At 70.7% G+C, this 19,721-nt stretch carries 15 protein-coding genes and 1 pseudogene; 10 read left to right on the forward strand and 6 right to left on the reverse strand.

Annotated elements, in window-relative coordinates; genetic code table 11:
* Positions 1-205 precede the first annotated feature (205 nt).
* The 6 genes from ACI3KY_RS17885 to ACI3KY_RS17910 all read left to right on the forward strand — a co-directional run bounded on the left by ACI3KY_RS17885 (position 206) and on the right by ACI3KY_RS17910 (position 6,981).
* A complete protein-coding gene (locus tag ACI3KY_RS17885) occupies positions 206-1,813 on the forward strand; it encodes a glycoside hydrolase family 6 protein (RefSeq protein WP_404931490.1) in 1,608 nt (535 codons plus the stop codon).
* Positions 1,814-2,003: 190 nt separating this feature from the next.
* A complete protein-coding gene (locus ACI3KY_RS17890) occupies positions 2,004-2,330 on the forward strand; it encodes a hypothetical protein (RefSeq protein ID WP_194412744.1) in 327 nt (108 codons plus the stop codon).
* A 192-nt stretch (positions 2,331-2,522) separates the two neighbouring features.
* The gene (locus ACI3KY_RS17895; RefSeq protein WP_404931491.1) at positions 2,523-3,572 is read left to right on the forward strand and encodes a biotin/lipoate A/B protein ligase family protein; all 1,050 of its coding nucleotides are present in this window, start codon (positions 2,523-2,525) and stop codon (positions 3,570-3,572) included.
* Positions 3,569-4,507, forward strand: coding sequence for a DNA-methyltransferase (locus tag ACI3KY_RS17900; protein ID WP_404931492.1), 939 nt, complete (start codon positions 3,569-3,571; stop codon positions 4,505-4,507). Before ACI3KY_RS17895 ends, ACI3KY_RS17900 begins: the two co-directional genes overlap by 4 nt.
* Positions 4,508-4,648: 141 nt before the next feature.
* The gene (locus ACI3KY_RS17905; RefSeq protein ID WP_404931493.1) at positions 4,649-5,635 is read left to right on the forward strand and encodes an LLM class F420-dependent oxidoreductase; all 987 of its coding nucleotides are present in this window, start codon (positions 4,649-4,651) and stop codon (positions 5,633-5,635) included.
* 455 nt (positions 5,636-6,090) lie between these two features.
* Positions 6,091-6,981, forward strand: coding sequence for a DUF559 domain-containing protein (locus ACI3KY_RS17910; protein WP_404931494.1), 891 nt, complete (start codon positions 6,091-6,093; stop codon positions 6,979-6,981).
* A gap of 56 nt (positions 6,982-7,037) precedes the next feature.
* On the opposite strand, the gene ACI3KY_RS17915 is transcribed toward ACI3KY_RS17910, so the two are convergent.
* Together ACI3KY_RS17915 and ACI3KY_RS17920 are read right to left on the reverse strand one after the other, a co-directional pair.
* Complete coding sequence (locus tag ACI3KY_RS17915) at positions 7,038-8,600, reverse strand: carboxylesterase/lipase family protein (protein ID WP_404931495.1); 1,563 nt, start codon at positions 8,598-8,600, stop codon at positions 7,038-7,040.
* Complete coding sequence (locus tag ACI3KY_RS17920; RefSeq protein WP_404931496.1) at positions 8,597-9,232, reverse strand: TetR/AcrR family transcriptional regulator; 636 nt, start codon at positions 9,230-9,232, stop codon at positions 8,597-8,599. The genes ACI3KY_RS17915 and ACI3KY_RS17920 overlap by 4 nt, the downstream gene beginning before the upstream one ends.
* A 107-nt stretch (positions 9,233-9,339) precedes the next feature.
* Between ACI3KY_RS17920 and ACI3KY_RS17925 the strand changes: the two genes are divergently transcribed.
* Together ACI3KY_RS17925 and ACI3KY_RS17930 are read left to right on the forward strand one after the other, a co-directional pair.
* Entirely contained in the window at positions 9,340-10,653 is a 1,314-nt protein-coding gene (locus tag ACI3KY_RS17925; protein WP_404931497.1) for an MFS transporter, read from the forward strand.
* A 40-nt stretch (positions 10,654-10,693) separates the two neighbouring features.
* Positions 10,694-12,982: a glycoside hydrolase family 3 C-terminal domain-containing protein gene (locus tag ACI3KY_RS17930; protein ID WP_404931498.1), complete on the forward strand. Its 2,289-nt coding sequence runs from the start codon at positions 10,694-10,696 to the stop codon at positions 12,980-12,982.
* Between the two features lie 85 nt (positions 12,983-13,067).
* Here the strand turns inward: ACI3KY_RS17930 and ACI3KY_RS17935 are convergent, their stop codons facing one another.
* The 3 genes from ACI3KY_RS17935 to galT all read right to left on the reverse strand — a co-directional run bounded on the left by ACI3KY_RS17935 (position 13,068) and on the right by galT (position 16,679).
* On the reverse strand, positions 13,068-13,910 hold the full coding sequence (locus ACI3KY_RS17935) for an alpha/beta fold hydrolase (protein WP_404931499.1): 843 nt from the start codon (positions 13,908-13,910) through the stop codon (positions 13,068-13,070).
* A gap of 397 nt (positions 13,911-14,307) precedes the next feature.
* Complete coding sequence (gene galK / locus ACI3KY_RS17940; protein WP_404931500.1) at positions 14,308-15,522, reverse strand: galactokinase; 1,215 nt, start codon at positions 15,520-15,522, stop codon at positions 14,308-14,310.
* The gene (galT, locus tag ACI3KY_RS17945; protein WP_404931503.1) at positions 15,519-16,679 is read right to left on the reverse strand and encodes a galactose-1-phosphate uridylyltransferase; all 1,161 of its coding nucleotides are present in this window, start codon (positions 16,677-16,679) and stop codon (positions 15,519-15,521) included. The genes galK and galT overlap by 4 nt, the downstream gene beginning before the upstream one ends.
* Before the next feature lie 177 nt (positions 16,680-16,856).
* Here galT and ACI3KY_RS17950 point away from each other — a divergent pair, with 177 nt between their 5' ends.
* The gene (locus ACI3KY_RS17950; protein WP_404931501.1) at positions 16,857-17,828 is read left to right on the forward strand and encodes a LacI family DNA-binding transcriptional regulator; all 972 of its coding nucleotides are present in this window, start codon (positions 16,857-16,859) and stop codon (positions 17,826-17,828) included.
* Positions 17,829-18,425: 597 nt separating this feature from the next.
* On the opposite strand, the gene galE is transcribed toward ACI3KY_RS17950, so the two are convergent.
* Positions 18,426-19,403 carry a UDP-glucose 4-epimerase GalE gene (galE, locus tag ACI3KY_RS17955; RefSeq protein ID WP_404931502.1) on the reverse strand — a complete coding sequence of 326 codons (978 nt, stop codon included), beginning with the start codon at positions 19,401-19,403 and terminating at the stop codon, positions 18,426-18,428.
* 208 nt (positions 19,404-19,611) lie between these two features.
* Here galE and ACI3KY_RS17960 point away from each other — a divergent pair.
* Positions 19,612-19,721, forward strand: a pseudogene (locus tag ACI3KY_RS17960) (UDP-glucose 4-epimerase GalE); the annotation flags it as partial.

The following is a 19,721-nucleotide window of genomic DNA, read 5'->3' on the forward strand; positions in this document are numbered from 1 at the left end:
AGAGGTGTAGAATAGACAGGTGCGAGCGCGGCGGGCGTTGCGGGCGTTGACGGCCGGGGGTGCGATGGGTCATCCTGGCCGCAGTGATCACGGTGGGAGCGCTCCCACGGACCGACCGGCGCTGATGCCGGCCAGGCTGCCGTTCCTGCCGTGCCGCTCCCCGGGCGACGACGCCCGGCGGTCGATGACGACCCAGGAGAATCCGATGACTCATCTCCCCGACCGACTCCACCCCCGCTCTCGCGGCCGCACCTGGGCTCTGGGCGCCGCGGCCGCGCTCGCGATCGGCCTGGCCGTCCCCTGGGGTTCGAGCGCCGCCGGCGCGGAGGAACCCGACGCGGGTCCGGGGCTCGCCGGCTCAGAGCTCTACGTCGACCCGTGGAGCACCACGCTCGAGGCAGCGCAGTCGCTGACCGGGCAGGCGCGGGACGACGCGCAGCTGCTGGGGTCGATCCCCTCCGCCGACTGGTTCACCTCGGGCACACCGGCCGAGGTCGAGGCCGCGGTGGACGACATCGTCACGGCCGCGGCTGCGCAGGGCCGGATGCCGGTGCTCGTGGCCTACAACCTGCCGTTCCGCGACTGCGCCCAGTACTCGGCGGGAGGAGCGGCCGACACCGCGGCGTACACGGCCTGGATCGACGGGTTCGCGGCCGGCATCGGCGACCGCGCGGCCACCGTGATCCTCGAGCCCGACGGCCTCGGCATCATCCCCCACTACGTGACCCTCACGGGCGAGCACGAATGGTGCCAGCCGGCCGAGGTGCCCGCCGAGACCGCCGCGAGCGATCGCTTCGCTCAGCTGAACCACGCGGTCGATGCGATCGGCGCGCTGCCGGCGGCATCCGTCTACCTGGATGGAACTAGCTCGGCGTGGCTGAACGTCGGCGAGATCTCGGACCGTCTGATCAAGGCCGGCGTGCAGCGCGCGGACGGGTTCTTCCTCAACGCGTCGAACTACCAGTTCACCGCGAACAACACCGCCTTCGGCACCTGGATCTCGCAGTGCCTCGCCTACGTCACCGAGGTGACCCCGGGTGACTTCGGCTCCTGCGGAAACCAGTACTGGAACGGCGGCCCGGCGACCGACTGGCAGGGCGTGGGCATGTCGCCGTACGGCGAATGGACCGCGGATGCCGCCGACCCGGCGCTGAACACGAGCGGCGTCGATTCGCGCTACGCGGCGATCCTGGGTGGCGTCGAGGCCGACACGCATTTCGTCATCGACACCAGCCGCAACGGCATCGGACCCTGGAACCACGAAGGCCGCTACGGCGACACCCACGAGGACTGGTGCAACCCGCCGGACCGCGGCCTGGGCGCCCGTCCCGACACCACGACGGGGGCAGCCCTCGTCGACGCGTACCTGTGGATCAAGGTTCCCGGCGAGTCCGACGGCAAGTGCTACCGGGGAACGGCTGGCCCGCTCGACCCGGAGCGCGGCATGGAGGACCCGGCGGCCGGACAGTGGTTCGCCGAGCAGGCGCGCGAGCTCATCGCTCTCGCGAACCCGCCGATCGCCCCGCTGGACTGCCACGTGGCCTGGGCCGCCGACGGCGACGAGGACGGGTTCTCGGCGACCATCCGCCTCTCGGGCGTGGTGCCCGACCGCTGGACGCTCGCGTTCGCCGTGCCGGACGGGCAGACGGTGACCAAGGCGACGCGCGCCGCGGTCGTGCAGACCGACGGCGTCGTGACCGTCACCGGCGCGACCAAGAAGGCGGGCAAGGCTCCCGACACGGTGATCCATGCGACCGGCACGGCGAGCACGCCGTGGCAGTTCCTTCTCGACGGACGCGCCTGCACGTCGTAGCGGTGGTCGCAAGGACCTCGTGAAGAGGCGGCGGTGACGGATGCCTCGGCCCGTCGTCGCCGCCTCTTATCAGTCGGGCAGGCGCCGCGTCCAGACCCCGGCCGTTTCGGGGTCGCGGACCCGCGCGTGGATAGGCTGACCGGCGCCGCGGCACCCGCCCCGGCATCCCTCGCGAAAGGTTCCCCCCACCTTGATCACTCTCAGCTGGCTCCTGCTCATCGCGCTCATCGGCGGCGCACTCGCCCTCTTCGACGGCATCCTGCGCGTCCGCGGCAAGGGCAACACCATCGTCGGCATCATCGAGATCGTCGTCGCCGCGCTGTTCATCCTGTCGCTGTTCCTGCCCGGCATCCCGTTCGGGTCGCTCGTGCTCGCCATCGCGACGCTCATCGTCATCGTCGTGGGCCTGCTCCTCCGCGGCCGGCAGGGCATCGGCATCGCCATCGCGGCCCTCGTCGTGATCGCGCTGTGGATCGTGCTCGTCAACCGCTGGCTGGTCATCCCCGGGATCAACTGACCCGGAAGCCGGTCGCCGGTCCTCGAGGCGTTTCGTCTCGGTCGTCGGCGCTCCCTCGCTCAACGACCGGGACTTCCTCTCGGTCGTTGAGCGAGCGCGGAACGAGCGAGACGAAACGCGCCGGGGCGCGTGCATCCCGCGGGCAGCACCCGCTCAGCGGACCCGACGGACCCCGGGCAATAGGCTGAACGCATGCACGGCGAATACAAGGTGCCCGGCGGAAAGCTCGTCGTCGTCGACCTCGAGGAGCGCGACGGCCGCATCGCGGACTTCCACCTCGCGGGCGACTTCTTCCTGGAGCCGGACGACGCGCTCGACGACATCGACGCCGCGGTGAACGGACTGCCGATCGAGGCGGACGTCGCGGCCATCGCCGCCGCCGTGCGGTCGGCGCTTCCGAGCGGCGCGCAGTTGCTGGGCTTCACCCCCGAAGCGGTCGGCACCGCCGTGCGACGGGCCCTCGTGACCGCTCCCGGCTGGCGCGATTTCGACTGGGAGATCGTGCACGACAAGCCGGTGTCACCGCGGATGAACCTGGCCCTCGACGAGGTCCTCACCGGTCGCGTCGGCGATGGTCGACGGCGTCCGACGCTGCGGATCTGGGAATGGGACGAGAACGCTGTCGTGATCGGCTCGTTCCAGTCCCTCCGCAACGAGGTCGATCCCGACGGCGCCGCCAAGCACGGCTTCGACGTGGTCCGCCGGATCTCGGGCGGCGGCGCCATGATGATGGGCGCCAACTCCATCGTCACCTACTCCCTCTATGTGCCGGCATCCCTCGTCGCCGGACTGACCTTCGCGGACTCCTACGCGTTCCTCGACGACTGGGTGCTGCAGGCGCTGCGGGCCCTGGGCGTCGACGCCACGTATCAGCCGCTCAACGACATCGCCTCGCCGCAGGGCAAGATCGGCGGCGCGGCGCAGAAGCGCCTCGCCAACGGGGGAGTGCTGCACCACGCGACGCTGAGCTACGACATGGACGGCGAGGTCATGACCGAGGTGCTGCGCATCGGTCGCGAGAAGCTCAGCGACAAGGGCACGACCTCTGCGGCCAAGCGCGTGGACCCGCTCCGCCGCCAGACCGGCCTTCCGCGCGAGACGATCATCGCCAAGCTCGAGGAGACGTTCGCGAACCTGTACGGCGCCGTGCCCGGCCACATCACCGAGGACGAGTACGCCGAGGCCGAGGCGCTCGTCGAGTCCAAGTTCGCGACCGACGCGTGGCTGCGTCGGGTGCCGTGACGCAACCCACGGCGGCTCCCCACCCCGCCCGAGGTTCGGTCGAGATCCTCGAGGGCGACAACCTCGAGATCATCCGGACGCTGCCCGACGCCTCGTTCACCCTGATCTACCTCGACCCGCCGTTCAACACCGGCCGCTCGCAGGAGCGCGCCATCGAGACCGCCCGGTCGCGGCATCCGTCCCCCGCGGGCCTCGGAGAGGATCAGGGCATCCCGGACGCGGCCGGGGTCCGCGCCCTGCTCGGGCCCGGCGTCGTGCGGCGCGGCTTCCACGGGCGCGAGTACGAGCGCATCCGCGGCGACCTGCGGGCCTACGACGACCGGTTCGACGATTACTGGGGCTTCCTCGAGCCGCGGCTGCTCGAGGCCTGGCGGCTGCTCTCCGACGACGGCACGCTCTACCTGCACCTCGACTACCGCGAGGCGCACTACGCCAAGGTGCTCATGGACGCGCTCGTCGGGCGCGAGCGGTTCCTCAACGAGCTCATCTGGGCCTACGACTACGGTGCCAAGACGCGCAAGCGCTGGCCCACCAAGCACGACACGATCCTCGTGTACGTGAAGGATCCGAAGGCGTACTGGTTCGACTCGGATGCCGTGGACCGCGAGCCCTATATGGCCCCGGGGCTGGTCACGCCCGAGAAGGCCGAGCGCGGCAAGCTCCCCACGGACGTGTGGTGGCACACGATCGTGCCGACCACCGGCCGCGAGAAGACCGGCTACCCGACGCAGAAGCCCGAGGGGGTCCTGCGGCGGATCGTGCAGGCCTCATCCCGCCCGGGCGACCGGGTGCTCGACTTCTTCGCCGGCAGCGGCACGACGGGCGCGGTGGCCTCCGCGCTCGGACGTGACGCCGTCCTGGTCGACCACAACCCCGAGGCGATCGCCGTGATGCGGGAACGGATGCCGCATGCCCGCGTCCTCCCGGTCGGCTGAGGCTTCGGGCACTGCGAGAAGGCACATTGCGGCCGGGCCGGTCTGCGCCGGAGGGGCGGAAATATACCCCTTCACGGCTCCGGCCACGAGGGCCCGGCGAGGCCGGGTCGAGGCATCCGTCATCGCCCTAGGCTGAAGACCATGCGCTTCGGTACCTTCATCCCCCAAGGCTGGCGATTCGATCTGGTCGGCATCGACCCCTCCGGGCACTGGGAGGTGATGAAGGGGCTGGCACAGCGGGCCGATGCGGGAGCGTGGGAGTCGCTGTGGGTCTACGACCACTTCCACACGACCCCCGTGCCGAGCGAGGAGGCGACGCACGAGGCATGGACGCTGATGTCGGCGTTCGCCGCGACGACGAGCCGCATCCGCCTCGGCCAGATGTGCACCTGCATGGGCTACCGCAACCCGGCCTACCTCGCGAAGGTCGCCGCGACCGTCGACATCGTCTCCGGCGGCCGCACCGAGATGGGCATCGGCGGCGGCTGGTACGAGCACGAGTGGGAGGCATACGGTTACGGCTTCCCGCCGGTTCCGGAGCGGCTGCGGATGCTGCGCGAAGGCGTCGACATCATGCAGCAGGCCTGGACGACCGGCCGTGCCACCCTCGACGGCACGCACTACCAGGTCGACGGGGCCATCGTGCAGCCGCTGCCGCTGCAGGACGGCGGCATCCCGCTCTGGGTCGCGGGCGGCGGCGAGAAGGTGACGCTGAAGGTCGCGGCGAAGTACGCGTCGTACACGAACTTCGCCGGCTCGCTGGAGGAGTTCGACCGCAAGAGCGAGGTGCTGCGCGGCCACTGCGACGCTCTCGGCCGTGACTTCTCGGAGATCACCCGCAGCTCGAACTTCAACACGATCGTCGGCGCGACCGAGGCCGAGGCGCACGAGCGCCTCGCCGTCGTCAAAGACCGCCTGCTGCCCCACGTCGGTCAGGAGCGCGCCGACCAGATCGAGCGCGACTTCGTGAACTCGCCGGCCTTCGGCGCAGTGGACCAGGTGGTCGAGCGTCTCGCCGAGCGTGAGCGGCACGGCCTCGGCTACGCCATCCACTACTTCCCCGAGGCCGCTTACGACCTGTCGGGCATCGAGCTGTTCGAGCGCGAGGTCGTGCCCGCGCTGTCCTGACTCGGTCGAGGATTCAGGAGAATCCGTCGCTGGTCGTCACTTCGCGTCGGCGACTGCGGCGAGTTTCCTGAATTCTCGACCGCGCGCCGCCCCGTGCCCCGCCGGGTCGGGCGGGGGCGCTCGTCGGAGGTTCGCGTCGAGGAATCAGGAGAATCCGGCGCGCGCGCCAGCGGGCGGCACTGCCGAACGGCGTTTCTCCTGGATCCCAGACAATTCTCGCCGCGCGGCGCGCCGTAGGCCGGGGCTGCGCTACTGCGTCTGGCCTTGGTGCGCGCTGCCGCCGTCGAGACTTCAGGAAGAACCAGCGGTCTTGGTGCTCACCGCACCGCTCGCAGGTGCTTTTTCCTGAATCCTGCGCGATTCCCCCTTCCTCCCCGGACGGCCGCTCTGGCGCAGTTGTCCACATCGGTGAGGGATCCGTGATCCGGCGGGATGCCGTCCTCCACTGTGGGCGGATGCCGCTCGCACCCGCTTGCCCTTCGTTCCGCCGATCCGATCTCGTGGAGGCGGGCTGGACCGACCGAGCCCTCCGGGCTGCGGTGCGGGACGGCCGGCTGCTCCGCGCCCGGACGGGGGTGTATCTCACGCCCGATACCTCACCCGAGGTCGTCGACGCCTGTCGCCTGAGCGGACGCGTGGCCTGCACCAGCGCGCTCGCCCAACTGGGGGTCTTCGTTCTGGACACGGCGACCCTTCACGTTCACCTTCCCGCGAACTCGTCGAGACCCAGATCGGTCGCCCGCGCGTTGCGACGGCATTGGGGTCGGCTGCACCGATCGCCGCACCCGAGATCGACGCGAGTGGAACTCTTCGATGCGCTCGCCCAAGCGGTGCGATGTCAGGCGGCGCGCGCCGCGGTCGCCACGCTCGACTCGGCGCTGAATACCGGCCTATTGGATTCGGATGAGCTCGACGAGCTGTTCCGGGTGCTTCCTCGCCGGTACGCGGTGATTAGGCGGCTACTGGATGCGCGGTGCCAGTCCGGTCCGGAGTCGCTTGTTCGCCTGATGCTCCGGTCAGCGGGCTTGCGGTTTGAGGTGCAGGTCGCTATCCCGGGTGTCGGCATCGTGGACTTCCTCGTAGACGGCTGGCTGATCGTGGAGTGCGATAGTCAGGCCCATCACTCGACGTGGGATGCCCAGCGGCGCGATCGCCGTCGTGATCAGGCGGCGGCCGTCCTCGGGTACGCGACCTACCGTCCCATCGCCGAAGACATCATGTGGAACCCCGAGGTCGTCTCGGCTGCGCTGCGGGGGTTGGCCGCACGCCGTCGCACCTCGTCAAGCTCTCAGGAGAATTCGAGTCAGGTCACCGCTTCGGGTGCGCGACTGCGGCGTGTCTCCTGAATTCTCGACGGCGTGGGCCGACGCGCGCCGGGTCGGGCGTCGACGGCTCAGGCGCATCAGAGCAGGGCGCGGACGCTGCGGTAGCCGTCGGCGACGACGTCGGGAACGGATGCCGCGCCACCGAACACGCGCGTGGTTCCGGGCGCGTCCGACCAGGCGCGCCAGCCGGGGTCGTCGCCCCGGACAAGTGCGACTGCGGCGCCGTGGATGGCGGCGGCGAGCCGCCGCGGGGGAGCGTCGCCGGCGATCGCCGCCACGTGCGGCTCGTCGAGGCAGTCGAACCAGAAGGGAACGTCGAGGCAGTGCAGGGCCCACCGTCGCGTCGGCGACGGCCAGGAGAAGCGGTACACCCAGGTGGGTGCGGATGCTCGCGCGTCGGCGACCTTCACCACCGTCGAGCGGAAGACCACGTCGGAGACGTAACGGCCGAGGACGGCCGCCGTTCCCTTGCGACGCTGGGCCGTGTTGTCGGCGAGGTAGGCCCGCCGACGCTCGCGGGGCACCTCGAGCTTCGCGAAGGCCAGGGACGCGGGGATGAAGCGGAGCTTCCGCTGCGCCGAGTCGAGCACCATCGTGAACTCGTCGTCCGTCGTGCCGAGCACGAGCGGCTTGTCAGCCCCGACGCCGGAGCGCAGGGCGACGAGCGTCGGCTCCGGGACGAGGTCTCCGTCGATCATCGGCCCCCACGAGAGTCCGTCCTCGAGCAGCCCCCGCACGCCGGCGAGGCGGTCGCCCGACTCCGGCTCTGTCGCCTTGGACTGCAGCGCATGCAGCGCCTCCTCCGGCTCGGAGGCGAAGCCCTCCCTCGTCGGCGCGACGCCCGCGAGACCAGCGAGCCTCGTCGACGCGGAGCGTGCCCGCTCGGGCGAGACGTCGGCGAGCGCGGCCGAGAGCGCCCACACCGAATGGAACAGGTGCTGCGCGGCGGGCAGCGCCAGCAGCCGAAGCACCGCGCCGCCACCGGCGGACTGGCCTGCGATGGTGACGCGCGCCGGATCGCCCCCGAAGTTCGCGATGTTGTCCTGCACCCACTCGAGAGCGGCGAGCCAGTCCCGAACTCCGCGGTTCGACGGGGCACCCTCGATGTGCCCGAATCCGTCGAAGCCGAGGCGGTACGAGATCGTCACGGTGACGACACCGTCGCGGTTGAAGGCGCGGCCGTCATACCAGGGGCTCGCCGGGGACCCGGAGATGTAGCCGCCGCCATGGATCCAGACCAGCACCGGGAGCGCCGCTTCCTCCCCACGTCCGGGAGCAGGCGTGAACACGTTGACGTTGAGCGTCGCGTCGCCGGGAACGGACGGCTCGGGGATGAGCGTGATCCCGGGATCGCCACGCTGGGCCGTCGCACCGAACTCGAGCGCGTCGCGCACGCCCGCCCACGGCTCCACGGGCGCGGGCGCGGCGAATCGGAGCGGGCCGACGGGCGGCTGGGCGAACGGGATGCCGAGGAACGCCGCCGACCCGCCGGACCCAGGCTCGCCGCGCCAGAGGCCGCGCACCCGCCCGGCGACGGTGTCCGCTTCCACGTAGCGCGTCGTGGGCAGCGTGTCGGGACTGTCGGGCCCGGGCACGGCGTGCGACGTGCCGGTGGGGGCGGGCGTGGGCGTGGGTGTCATGGCTTCTCCCGGGTGAGCACATCGAAGAGGGCGTCGACTGTGGCGGCCATGTCGACGTCGTGTTCCAGCATCCACTGCACTTGCAGGCCGTCCGCGACGGCCTGGAAGATCCGCGCCAGAGTGTCGGCGTCGATCTGGTCGGTGATCGCGCCGGACTCCTGCTGGGTCGCGATGGCGGCGGCGAAGAACCCGCGCAGACTCTCGCCTCGCGTGAGGAAGAACTGATGGGCAGGATGGCCCGGATCGGCCGCGTCGACCGACAGCCGGGCGAACAGATGCACGAGGCCGGGAACCTCGGCGTTGTGGCGGATGACGCTGAGGTAGCCGGTGCGGATGTCGGCGAGCTCGGCTTCCGGGGCTACCAGGCCGTGTTCCGGGCTGCTGGTGAGGCCCTGATCGATCGAATCGAGCTCATCGCGTTTGCGGAGGATCTCGGTGAAGAGCTCCTCCTTGCTGTCGAAATAGTGGAGGAGTCCGGCCTGGCTGAGGCCGACGGCATCCGCCAGTTCTTTGATGGATGCCCCGCCATAGCCCTCGCGGGCGATGACGTCGAGGGCCCGCGTGAGGATCTCTTCCCGCTTGGCGATGCCCTTGGCGTAGGAGCCGCGCCGCGTCCCGCCGCTGTCAGTCATAGAAGAAGTAAACCCGAACAACGCTAGATTTTTCAAAACCAAATGACGTATGGTTTTCTCGAGTGACTCACCGTCGAGCCTCACCACCCGAGATCGAGGACCCGCCCATGACAGTGCCGTCTGAAGCCACGCCCGCCCCCGCACCGGCCCCCGCGACCACGAACACCTTCGTCGCCACCGCTTCGGGCATCGACGATCCGCCGCCTCCCGTCAAGGGGCTGCGGCGGTTGATGTGGTCGATCGTCCCGGCCAACATCGCGATCTTCATGGTGTGGGGCGCCGTGCCCGGCATCCTGCTGCCGCACCAGATCACGCTCGCTTTCGGCGAGGAGAACCAGATCAACGTCGCGAACCTCGCGATCGTCTCGACGATCGGCGCGTTCGCCGCGATGCTCGCGCAGCCGATCGCCGGGCAGATCTCCGACCGCACGCGGTCACGATTCGGCCGCCGCGCGCCGTGGATCGTGATCGGCGGCCTGGCAGGCTCGCTCTCGCTCATCGGGCTGGACCTCGCCGACTCGCTCGTCGGGTTCATCGTGGCCTGGGTGCTGGTGCAGGTCTGCTTCAACTTCGCGCAGGGCCCGCTGTCAGCGGTCATGCCCGACCGCGTGCCGGTGAAGCGGCGCGGCACGTTCGCCGCGCTGACCGGCATCGGGCTGATGCTCGGTGCCATCGGCGGCCAGATCGTCGGCTCGCTCTTCTTCAACAGCATCGTCGCCGGGTACATCACCTTCGCCGTGCTCTCGGTGGCCGTGCTGGTGCTGTTTGTCGTCTTCAATCCCGACTACCCGAGCACGCGGCTGCAGCCCGAGCGGTTCGACTTCGTCGAGTTCCTCAAGACCTTCTGGGTCAACCCCGTCAAGCACCCGGACTTCTTCTGGGCCTTCACCGGCCGCCTGCTGCTGTACACCGGATACTTCGCGGTCACCGGCTACCAGCTGTACCTGCTGCAGTACTACTTCGGCGTCGAGCACCCTGAGACAGTGATCCCGCTCCTCGGGCTGCTGAGTCTGGTCGGCATCATCATCTCGACGGTCGTCGCCGGTCCGCTGTCCGACAAGGTCGGCCGGCGGAAGCCGTTCGTGTTCGCGTCGGCGGCTGTCGTGAGCCTGGCGTTCCTGCTGCCCTGGATCTGGCAGGACCTCAACGCCTGGATGATCATGACCTTCATCGCCGGCTTCGGCTTCGGCATGTTCCAGGCCGTCGACAGCGCGCTCATCAGCGAGGTGCTGCCCTCGGCGAAGTCGTTCGCGAAGGACCTCGGCGTCGTGAACATCGCCGCGACGCTGCCGCAGACGCTCGCCCCCGGCGTCGCCGGCGTCATCGTGCTCGCCTTCGGCTACCAGGGCCTGTTCCCCGTGGCGATCGTTCTCGGCATCCTGGGAGCGTTCGCGATCTGGCCGATCAAGGCCGTCCGCTGATCTCGCGCTCGAACATCAACCTCCACACGAAAGGAACTCCATGAGCATCCCCGATGTCACGGACCTCACCCTCGAAGAGAAGGCGTCGCTCACCAGCGGCGCGAGCTTCTGGAACACCAAGCCGGTCGAGCGCGTCGGCGTACCGGCGCTCATGGTGACCGACGGCCCGCACGGTCTGCGCAAGCAGCGCGAGGGCGGCGACCACCTCGGCATCGGCGACAGCGTGCCGGCGACCTGCTTCCCGCCGGCCGTCGGCCTCGGCTCGTCCTGGGACGTGGAGCTGATCCACCGCGTCGGCGAGGCCCTCGGCACCGAGACGTCGATCGAGGATGTCGCGGTGCTGCTCGGTCCCGGCATCAACATCAAGCGCTCGCCGCTGTGCGGCCGCAACTTCGAGTACCTCTCGGAGGATCCGATCGTGTCGGGCGTGCTGGGTGCCGCGATCGTGAAGGGCATCCAGTCGAAGGGCGTCGGCACCTCGCTCAAGCACTTCGCCGCCAACAACCAGGAGAACGACCGCATGCGCGCGTCGTCCGACGTCGACCCTCGGCCGCTCCGCGAGATCTATCTGCGCGGCTTCCAGCGGGTGGTGGAAGACGCCCAGCCGTGGACGGTCATGTGCTCGTACAACCGCATCAACGGCGTCTACGCGTCGGAGGACCCGTGGCTGCTCACCCAGGTGCTGCGCGACGAGTGGGGCTTCGAGGGGCTCGTGGTCTCGGACTGGGGCGCCGTCAACGAGCGAGTGCCGGGCCTGGCCGCCGGGATGGATCTGGAGATGCCGTCGTCCGGCGGCACGACCGACGCGCAGATCGTCGCCGCGGTGCAGGACGGCTCGCTCGACGAGTCGGTGGTGGATGTCGCCGCCGGCCGGGTGCTCGACCTGGTGCGTAAGGCGACCGACGGCGCGGGTGCGGTCGAGGGACCGCTCGACGTCGACGCGCACCACGCCCTCGCGCGGGAGGCCGCCGGCCGCTCGATCGTGCTGCTGAAGAACGACGGGGTGCTGCCGCTGGCGAAGGACGCGAAGATCGCGGTCATCGGCGAGTTCGCCGAGAAGCCGCGGTACCAGGGTGCCGGCTCGTCGATGATCAACCCGACCCGCCTCGACACCGCGCTCGACGAGATCCGTGCGCTCGCCGCCGGCGAGGTGTCGTACGCACAGGGCTTCAGCAACGCGCTCGTGGTCTCGGACGACGAGACGCAGGCGCTGCGCGACGAGGCGGTGGCTGCGGCATCCGCTGCCGACGTGGCCGTCGCGTTCCTGGGACTGCCGGCCCGTCTCGAGTCCGAGGGCTACGACCGCGACGACATCGACCTGCCGGCTGGGCAGCTCGCGCTGCTCGACGCGGTGCTCGCGGCGAACCCGAACACCGTCGTGGTGCTCTCGAACGGCGGGGTCGTCGCTCTGCCGTTCGCCGACCGCGTGCCGGCGATCCTCGAGGGCTGGCTGCTCGGACAGGCCGGTGGCGGCGCAACCGCCGACGTGCTGTTCGGCGAGGTCAACCCGTCGGCCAAGCTCACCGAGACCATCCCGGCGCGGCTCGAGGACACCCCCGCGTACCTCGACTTCCCGGGTGAGTTCTCGCACGTCCGCTACGGCGAGGGGCTGTTCGTCGGCTACCGCTGGTACGACGCGCGCCGTCTCGAGGTCGCGTTCCCGTTCGGCCACGGCCTGTCGTACACGACTTTCTCGTACGCGGATGCCGCAGCCGCCGTCGACGCGGACCGTGACGTCGAGGTGACGGTCGAAGTCACGAACACGGGCGACCGTGCGGGCCGAGAGATCGTGCAGGTCTACACGTCGCTGCCCGGCTCCTCGGTGCAGCGCGCGCCGCGCGAGCTCAAGGCATTCGCCTCGGTCGCCCTCGAAGCGGGCGAGAGCCAGGTGGTCACGCTCACCGTGCGGCGCAAGGATCTGGCGTACTGGGACATCCGCGCCGACCGCTGGGTCGTCGAGGGCGGCGACTACCGCGTCGAGGTCGGGGCGTCGAGCCGCGACATCCGCTCGTCCGTGTCGGTGGCCGTCGAGGGCGACGCGTTCACGCTGCCGCTGTCGCGCACATCGTCGCTGGGCGAGGTGCTGCGCCACCCCGTGGCCGGCCCGATGGTGCAGGCCGCGATGGCCCAGATGATGGGCGGTCTCGATGCCGGGGCGGCGTCGATCATGCCCGAGGGCGTCGACATGTCGAAGATGATGGAGTCGTTCCCGATCGGGCGCATCGGCATGATGGCGGCGCTCGGCGGCGACGGTGGGGGCGTGAGTCCCGAGATGATCGACGGCCTCATCGCCATGGCGAACGCCGGGGTGGTGCCGCAGCAGGCCTGACGCAGGCAGACGGATGCCGCGGCGCCGAGTCCCTCGCGGGGCGCGGCGCCGCGGCATCCGTCGCCTGCACGGCAGGCAGGGTCCCTCAGCTGTGGAGGAACGCGAGCAGCGCCTCGTTCACCTCTGCGCCGTGGGTCCACAGCAGACCGTGCGGGGCGCCCTCGAGCTCGACGTAGGTCGCGTCGGGCACGAGGTCCTTGAACGCGCGGCCTGTGACGTCGATCGGCAGGATGTTGTCGGCCGAGCCGTGGAGGATGAGCGTCGGCACGTCGATGGCGGGGATGTCGGCCCGGAAGTCGGTGGGCCAGGTGAGCGGCGCCGCGGCGATCGCCGTGTTGCCGGCGAGGTTCGCGACCTGCGCGCTCGCGTTCACCGCCTCCTGCGAGATGCGCGAGCCCAGGTTGTCGTCGAGGTTGTAGAAGTCCTTCAGGAACCCGCTGATGAACGCGTACCGGTCTTCGCGCACGGACTGCGCGATGCCGTCGAAGAACTCCTGCGGGCCGGCGCCGCCCGGGTTGTCCTCGGTCTTGAGCAGGAAGGGCTCGAGCGAGCCGAGGAATGCGGCCTTGGCCACGCGACCGCTGCCGTAACGCGAGAGGTACCGGGCGATCTCGCCGGTGCCCATCGAGAAGCCCACGAGCACCGCGTCACGCAGGTCGAGGTCCTCGATGAGGGCATGGAGGTCGGCGGCGAACGTGTCGTAGTCGTAGCCCGAGCCCGCCTTCGTCGACGCGCCGAACCCTCGACGGTCGTACGCGATCACGCGGTACCCGGCATCCAGCAGCGCCGCCTGCTGCTTGCCCCACGACTCGCCGTTCAGCGGGAACCCGTGGATCAGCACGACCGGCTGCGCCTCGGCCGGGCCCTGGTCGGTGTAGTAGAGGTCGATGTCGACCGAGTTCTCGGTTCCGACGGTGATGTACGCCACGTTCGCTCCTTACGTGCGCGGATCGGATGCCCGCGCGCCAGGTTCGACGCTAGGCCGCGGCATCCGTCATCGCCAGTCTCTTGCGCTGTGCGTCGCGAGCGTTCGCACCGCGTTTCGTCGGGAAGCGGCGGCACCCTCTCGAGGCGTTTCGTCTCGGTCGCTGGCGCTCCCTCGCTCAACGACCGGACCCTTTCTCTCGGTCGCTGGAGCGAGGAACCCGGTCGTTGAGCGAGCGAGGAACGAGCGAGGACCCGGTCGTCGAGCGAGCGAGGAACGAGCGAGACGAAACGCGGCGGACGTTCGCACCGCGCTGGAGCGAGGAACCCGGTCGTTGAGCGAGCGAGGAACGAGCGAGACGAAACGCGGCGGACGTTCGAGTATCTCGGGGGGAAGAGGCTCAGTCGCGGGCGGCGCCGGCCGACGGGGTCACCGTGAAGATCGTCGGGGCGGCGAAGCCGGCCGATGCGAAGGCGGCGGTCGCGGCATCCGTCACCGCTCCCACGCGGTCGTGCGAGACGAGCGCGATCGCGGCCCCGCCGAAGCCGCCGCCGGTCATGCGGGCGCCCACGGCTCCGGCCGACAGCGCGGCCTCGACCGCCGTGTCGAGCTCGGGGACCGAGATCTCGAAGTCGTCGCGCATCGAGGCGTGCGACGCGACGAGGAGGTCGCCGATCGCGGTCGGGCCCTGCTCGCGCAGCGTCCGGACCGTATCGAGCACGCGCTGGTTCTCGGTCACGACGTGGCGCACGCGGCGGAACGTGACGTCGTCGACGAGCCCCGCCAGGCGCGGAAGGTCGTCCAGCGTCACGTCGCGCAGTGCGGGCACGCCGAGCGCGGCGGCCCCCCGCTCGCAGGCGGCTCGACGCTCGCCGTAGCCCCCTGTGGCGTGCGAGTGCTTCACGCCGGTGTCGATGACGAGCAGCTCGAGGCCGGCCGCCGCGAAGCCGAGGTCGACGACCTCCGCCTCGAGCGAGCGGCAGTCGAGGAAGATCGCCGCGTCGGCGCGGCCGAGCAGCGACGCCATCTGGTCCATGATGCCGGTGGGGGCGCCGACGGCCTCGTTCTCGGCGCGGCGGCCGACCTTCGCCAGCGCGACGCGGTCGAGGTCGATTCCCCAGGTGTCGGCGAGGGCGACGGCGGTCGCGCCTTCGATCGCCGCCGACGACGACAGCCCCGCGCCGACGGGCACATCGGACGCGAAGGCCAGGTCGACGCCGGTGACGGATGACGGGTCGGTTCCGGATGCCGCGAGCAGCGCCCACGCGACACCCAAGGGGTAGCGGGCCCACTCCGGCACCTCGTCGCGCCGAGCGGGGAACAGCGCGTCGAGGTCGCCGAGCGCGGCCTCGGCGGTCGCGTCGTCGAACGTGGAGGCGACGCGCACGCGGAAGACGCCGTCGGTGCGTGGCGCGAGGGCGACGTGCGTGCGGTGCTGGATCGCGAACGGCAGCACGAAGCCGTCGTTGTAGTCGGTGTGCTCGCCGATGAGGTTCACCCGGCCGGGTGCCGACCAGGTGCCGACCGCTTCGGCGCCGAAGCGGTCGGCGAAGAGGGCGCGCGCGGCATCAGCAGTGCCGTGCGCGGCGGGGGTGCGGGTGTCGGCGGTGGTCACAGGGTCTCCTCGGGGATGGATGCGACGGCTTCGCGCAACCTTGCGGCGGCCGTCTCGGGCGGGATGTCGCCGATCCAGGCGCCCATGGCGGCCTCGGATCCGGCGAGGAACTTGAGCTTGTCGGCCGCACGGCGCGGCGACGTGAGTTGCAGGTGCAGCCGCGCCGTATCGCGTCCCCGGTGCCCGGGGGCCTGGTGCCAGGCGGCGATGTACGGGGTCGGGGAGTCGTAGAGAGCGTCGACTCCGCGCAGCAGGCGGAGGTAGAGCGGCGCGAGCTCGTCGCGTTCGGCCTCTGTCGTCTCGGCGAAGTCCGCGACGTGGCGGTGTGGGAGCAGGTGGATCTCGATCGGCCAGCGGGCCGCGAACGGCACGAAGGCGGTCCAGTGCTCGCCCTCGAGGATCACCCGGTCGCCGGCGCGCTCGAAGGCGAGGATCCGCTCGAAGAGGTCGGGGCCCTCGCGGTCGATGGAGGCGAGGAGGCTCGTCGTACGCGGTGTGATGTACGGGTACGCGTAGATCTGCCCGTGCGGGTGGGGGAGCGTGACGCCGATCGCCTCGCCGCGGTTCTCGAACGGGAAGACCTGCTCGATGCCGGGCAGCGCCGACAGCGCGGCCGTGCGGTCCGCCCACGCCTCGATGACGGTGCGTGCCCGGGTGGGGCTGAGAGAGCCGAACGATCCGGAGTGCTCGGGGCTGAAGCACACGACCTCGCAGCGACCGACGCTCGTGCGCGTGCGGCCGAGTCCGGGCGCGACGAGGTCGTCGAGATCGCGCGGCGCGTCGACGCCGGCGGGCGCGTCGCCGTGCGCGGCCGCGAGGGCGGGGCCGAAGGACGGCGACTTGTTCTCGAACACTGCCACGTCGTACCGCGACGGGATCTCGGACGGGTTCGTCGGCGTCTGCGGCGCGAGCGGATCGAGCTCGGCCGGTGGCAGGAACGCACGGTTCTGCCGCGCCGCAGCGATCGACACCCAGTCGCCGGTGAGCACGTCGCGACGCATCGTCGCGGTCTCGGGGCGGGGGCCGAGATCCCGCGCGTCGACCGCGCGCTCGGGGCCGAGGGACGTGCCGGGGTCGTCGTAGTAGATGAGTTCGCGCCCATCGGCAAGGCGTGTCGAGCGCTTGACCACGCCGGCGCCCAGCGTCTGCGACGTGATGTTGTCGGTCGCGCGGACGGCGCCGTCCGACGGAAACTCAGGTGTGTTCACGTCAACACGGTAGCAAGTCCGCTATGTTAGCGTCAACATGCACCGGTTCTCCGGAGTTGTGACGAGCTCACGCCGAACCGCGGCGTTCGGGGCGGGGAGGTCGAGATGACGGCGAGGCGCGTGTCCATGGCCGACGTCGCCGAGCGCGCCGGCGTCTCGGGTCAGACCGTCTCTCGTGTCGTCAACGCGAGCCCCCGCGTCGATCCCGCGACACGAGCGCGTGTCGAGGCGGCGATGGCCGACCTCGGTTATCGACCGCACCGCGCCGCCCGCGCGCTGCGCACTGGCCGCACCCAGACCATCGGCCTCGTGGTGTCGACGCTCGCCTCCGTCGGCAACTCGCGCATGCTGCAGGCGGTGGCGGATGCCGCCGCCTCGCGCGGCTACGCGCTGACGGTCGTGACGCTGGGCCCCGACGGCGACGTGTCGGCCGCCTTCGAGCGCCTCTCCGATCAGGGCGTCGACGGCGCGATCGTGCTGAACGAGGCGACCGAGCGCGTCCGCGAGGCCGACCTCCGTGCGGCGGGACTGACCCTGATGGTCGTCGACTCACCGCGCGACGACCGCTTCGGTGTCATCGAGACCGATCACGCCGGCGGAGCGCGACTCGCCGTGACGCATCTCCTGCAGCTGGGGCACGGGTCCGTGCACCACCTCGCCGGGCCCCCGACTTCATTCGCGGCCGCCGAGCGCGAGCGCGGCTGGCGCGAGGCGCTGATGGCCGCGGGTGCACCGGTGCCACCCGTGGTGCGGGGAGACTGGACCTCGGCGTCGGGCTTCGCCGCGGCATCCGCTCTTCTGGATGCCGGCGCGACCGGCGTGTTCGCCGCCAACGACCAGATGGCGCTCGGGCTTCTGCGCGCATTCGCCGAGGTGGGTCGCGACGTGCCCGGCGACGTGAGCGTCGTGGGCTTCGACGACGTGGCGGATGCCGCGGACTACCGTCCGCCGCTCACCACCGTGCACCAGGACTTCGATGCGCTCGGATCCCGGGCCGTCGCGGCCCTGGTGGACGGCATCGAGGCGGGGACCCCCGCCGGGTTCGAGACGGTGCCGACCCGGCTCGTCGTGCGCGCGAGCACCGCGCCCGCCCGCTGAGTCCGCCGGCCGAGTCCGCCGGCCGAGTCCGCCGGCCGAGTCCACTCTGTGGAGCCACTGGTTCGGAGGTTTCCGCCGGCAAGCCGAGGGTCGGGATCCGTCGCCCGCGCGTTTTGGCGAGTCGCCAATTTCTGCGCCTGCCGCGTGCGCCTTTTGGCGAGTCGCCGAACTTCGGCTTTTGCCAGCCCTGGCCTTTGTTGGCGAGTCGCCAAGTTTTGCGGGTTCTACCGTGCCTTTTGGCGACTCGCCAAGATCTGCGTCAGGGGTGGCGTCGCACCAGGTTGCCTTGGGCTGATGGCGAGTCGCCAAGTTCGGCGGGTTCTGTTGCGCGTGTTGGCGAGTCGCCAAGAGCTGCGGTGATGGGGTCGATGGGTCGCGTCGCGTGGCCTCGCGCTGGTGGCGAGTCGCCAAGGAATGCGGCCCCAGAGGGGCCGCGACGCGGTGGATGGGGCCCGGGACAGCGAGGATGCCGGATGCCGGATGCCGGATGCCGGATGCCGAGTCAGGCCTCGGACGTCCACGTCTCCTGCACAAACGTGCTCAGCGCACGCCGCGGCGGCGACGCGACCCCGGAGGGGGGCTCGCTGACCGACCCGCTCAGCCGGCCGCGCGACGGGCCTCCCAGCCGGAGCGGACCATCTCGTCGACGGTGTACCGGTTCTTCCAGTCGAGGTCGCGCGCGGCGAGCTCGCCGGTCGCGACGATGCGGTCGGGGTCACCGGGCCGGCGGGGCGCGATCTCGGGCCTGAAGTCGATGCCGGTCACGCGGGCCATCGCGTCCATGATCTCGCGCACGCTCAGCCCGTTCTGCGAGCCGAGGTTGTACGCCGGCTCGATGGGCAGGTTCGCGAGGAGACGCTGGGCAGCCGCGACGTGGGCGGCCGCGATGTCGGCCACGTGCACGTAGTCGCGCACGTTGGTGCCGTCGGGGGTGTCGTAGTCGTCGCCGTTGATGCGCGGCGTGCGCCCCTCCAGGAGCGCCTCGAAGACGAGGGGGAACAGGTTGTGGGGGCTGGTGTCGTAGACGCTCGGGTCGCCGGAGCCCACGACGTTGAAGTAGCGCAGCGCGGTGTAGCGCAGGGCGCTGTCGGATGCGGCCGTGGCGATCGCCTGGTCGCGGATGAGCCACTCGCCGATCAGCTTGGACTCGCCGTACGGCGACGCCGGGCGCTTGGGCAGGTCCTCGGTCACGAGCGGCACATCGGGGGTTCCGTAGACGGCGGCCGACGACGAGAACACGAGGTTCGCGACATCCGCCGACTGCATCGCCTCGAGGAGCGCGCGCGTGCCCTCGACGTTCTGCGCGTACGTGTGAAGCGGTCGTTGCACCGAGACGCCGGCGTACTTGAAGCCGGCGAGGTGGATGACCCCTTCGACCTCGTGGTCGCGCAGCGTGCGCTCGACCAGGTCGCGGTCGAGGATCGAGCCGCGGACGAACGCCACGCCCTCCGGAACGAAGCCGGCGTGGCCGCTCGAGAGGTCGTCGACGACGACGGGGGTCAGCCCCGCACCGTCGAGAGCGCGGACGATATGGGCGCCGATGTAGCCGGCACCTCCGGTCACGAGCCAGGTCATGTCACTCCGTCGGTCGATTCAGCGGGGGTCGGTTCGCCGAGTGGCGCGCTTCCATTCTGCCCGCTCCGATGCGCGGCATCCGTCGCCGGCCCTCCGTGACGGATGCCGCGGCCCGCGTTCCGACAGGTCAACCGGCCTTCCACAGGAGGTTGAGCGGATTCAGCCTTCTGTGGACGGCCGGTTGACCTGTTGAGCGCGCCCAGCGTGGGGCTCCGGCGACCCGAGCGTCTACGACACCAGCCCCCACAACCTGTTCCCCCTCGTCTTCGAGGCGCTCCTGGAGGGGCGCACGCCGCGCATCAACGGCGACGACTACGA

This window comes from Microbacterium sp. ZW T2_14 (assembly GCF_044987405.1).
In the GTDB taxonomy this organism is placed as follows: domain Bacteria; phylum Actinomycetota; class Actinomycetes; order Actinomycetales; family Microbacteriaceae; genus Microbacterium.

Excerpts from the sequence above, each read along its gene's own strand:
- ACI3KY_RS17885 (WP_404931490.1), top strand. The coding sequence starts at position 206 with ATGACTCATCTCCCCGACCGACTCCACCCCCGCTCTCGCGGCCGCACC.
- ACI3KY_RS17895 (WP_404931491.1), top strand. The coding sequence starts at position 2,523 with ATGCACGGCGAATACAAGGTGCCCGGCGGAAAGCTCGTCGTCGTCGAC.
- ACI3KY_RS17905 (WP_404931493.1), top strand. The coding sequence starts at position 4,649 with ATGCGCTTCGGTACCTTCATCCCCCAAGGCTGGCGATTCGATCTGGTC.
- ACI3KY_RS17910 (WP_404931494.1), top strand. The coding sequence starts at position 6,091 with ATGCCGCTCGCACCCGCTTGCCCTTCGTTCCGCCGATCCGATCTCGTG.
- ACI3KY_RS17915 (WP_404931495.1), bottom strand. The coding sequence starts at position 8,600 with ATGACACCCACGCCCACGCCCGCCCCCACCGGCACGTCGCACGCCGTG.
- ACI3KY_RS17920 (WP_404931496.1), bottom strand. The coding sequence starts at position 9,232 with ATGACTGACAGCGGCGGGACGCGGCGCGGCTCCTACGCCAAGGGCATC.
- ACI3KY_RS17925 (WP_404931497.1), top strand. The coding sequence starts at position 9,340 with ATGACAGTGCCGTCTGAAGCCACGCCCGCCCCCGCACCGGCCCCCGCG.
- ACI3KY_RS17930 (WP_404931498.1), top strand. The coding sequence starts at position 10,694 with ATGAGCATCCCCGATGTCACGGACCTCACCCTCGAAGAGAAGGCGTCG.
- ACI3KY_RS17950 (WP_404931501.1), top strand. The coding sequence starts at position 16,857 with ATGGCCGACGTCGCCGAGCGCGCCGGCGTCTCGGGTCAGACCGTCTCT.
- galE (WP_404931502.1), bottom strand. The coding sequence starts at position 19,403 with ATGACCTGGCTCGTGACCGGAGGTGCCGGCTACATCGGCGCCCATATC.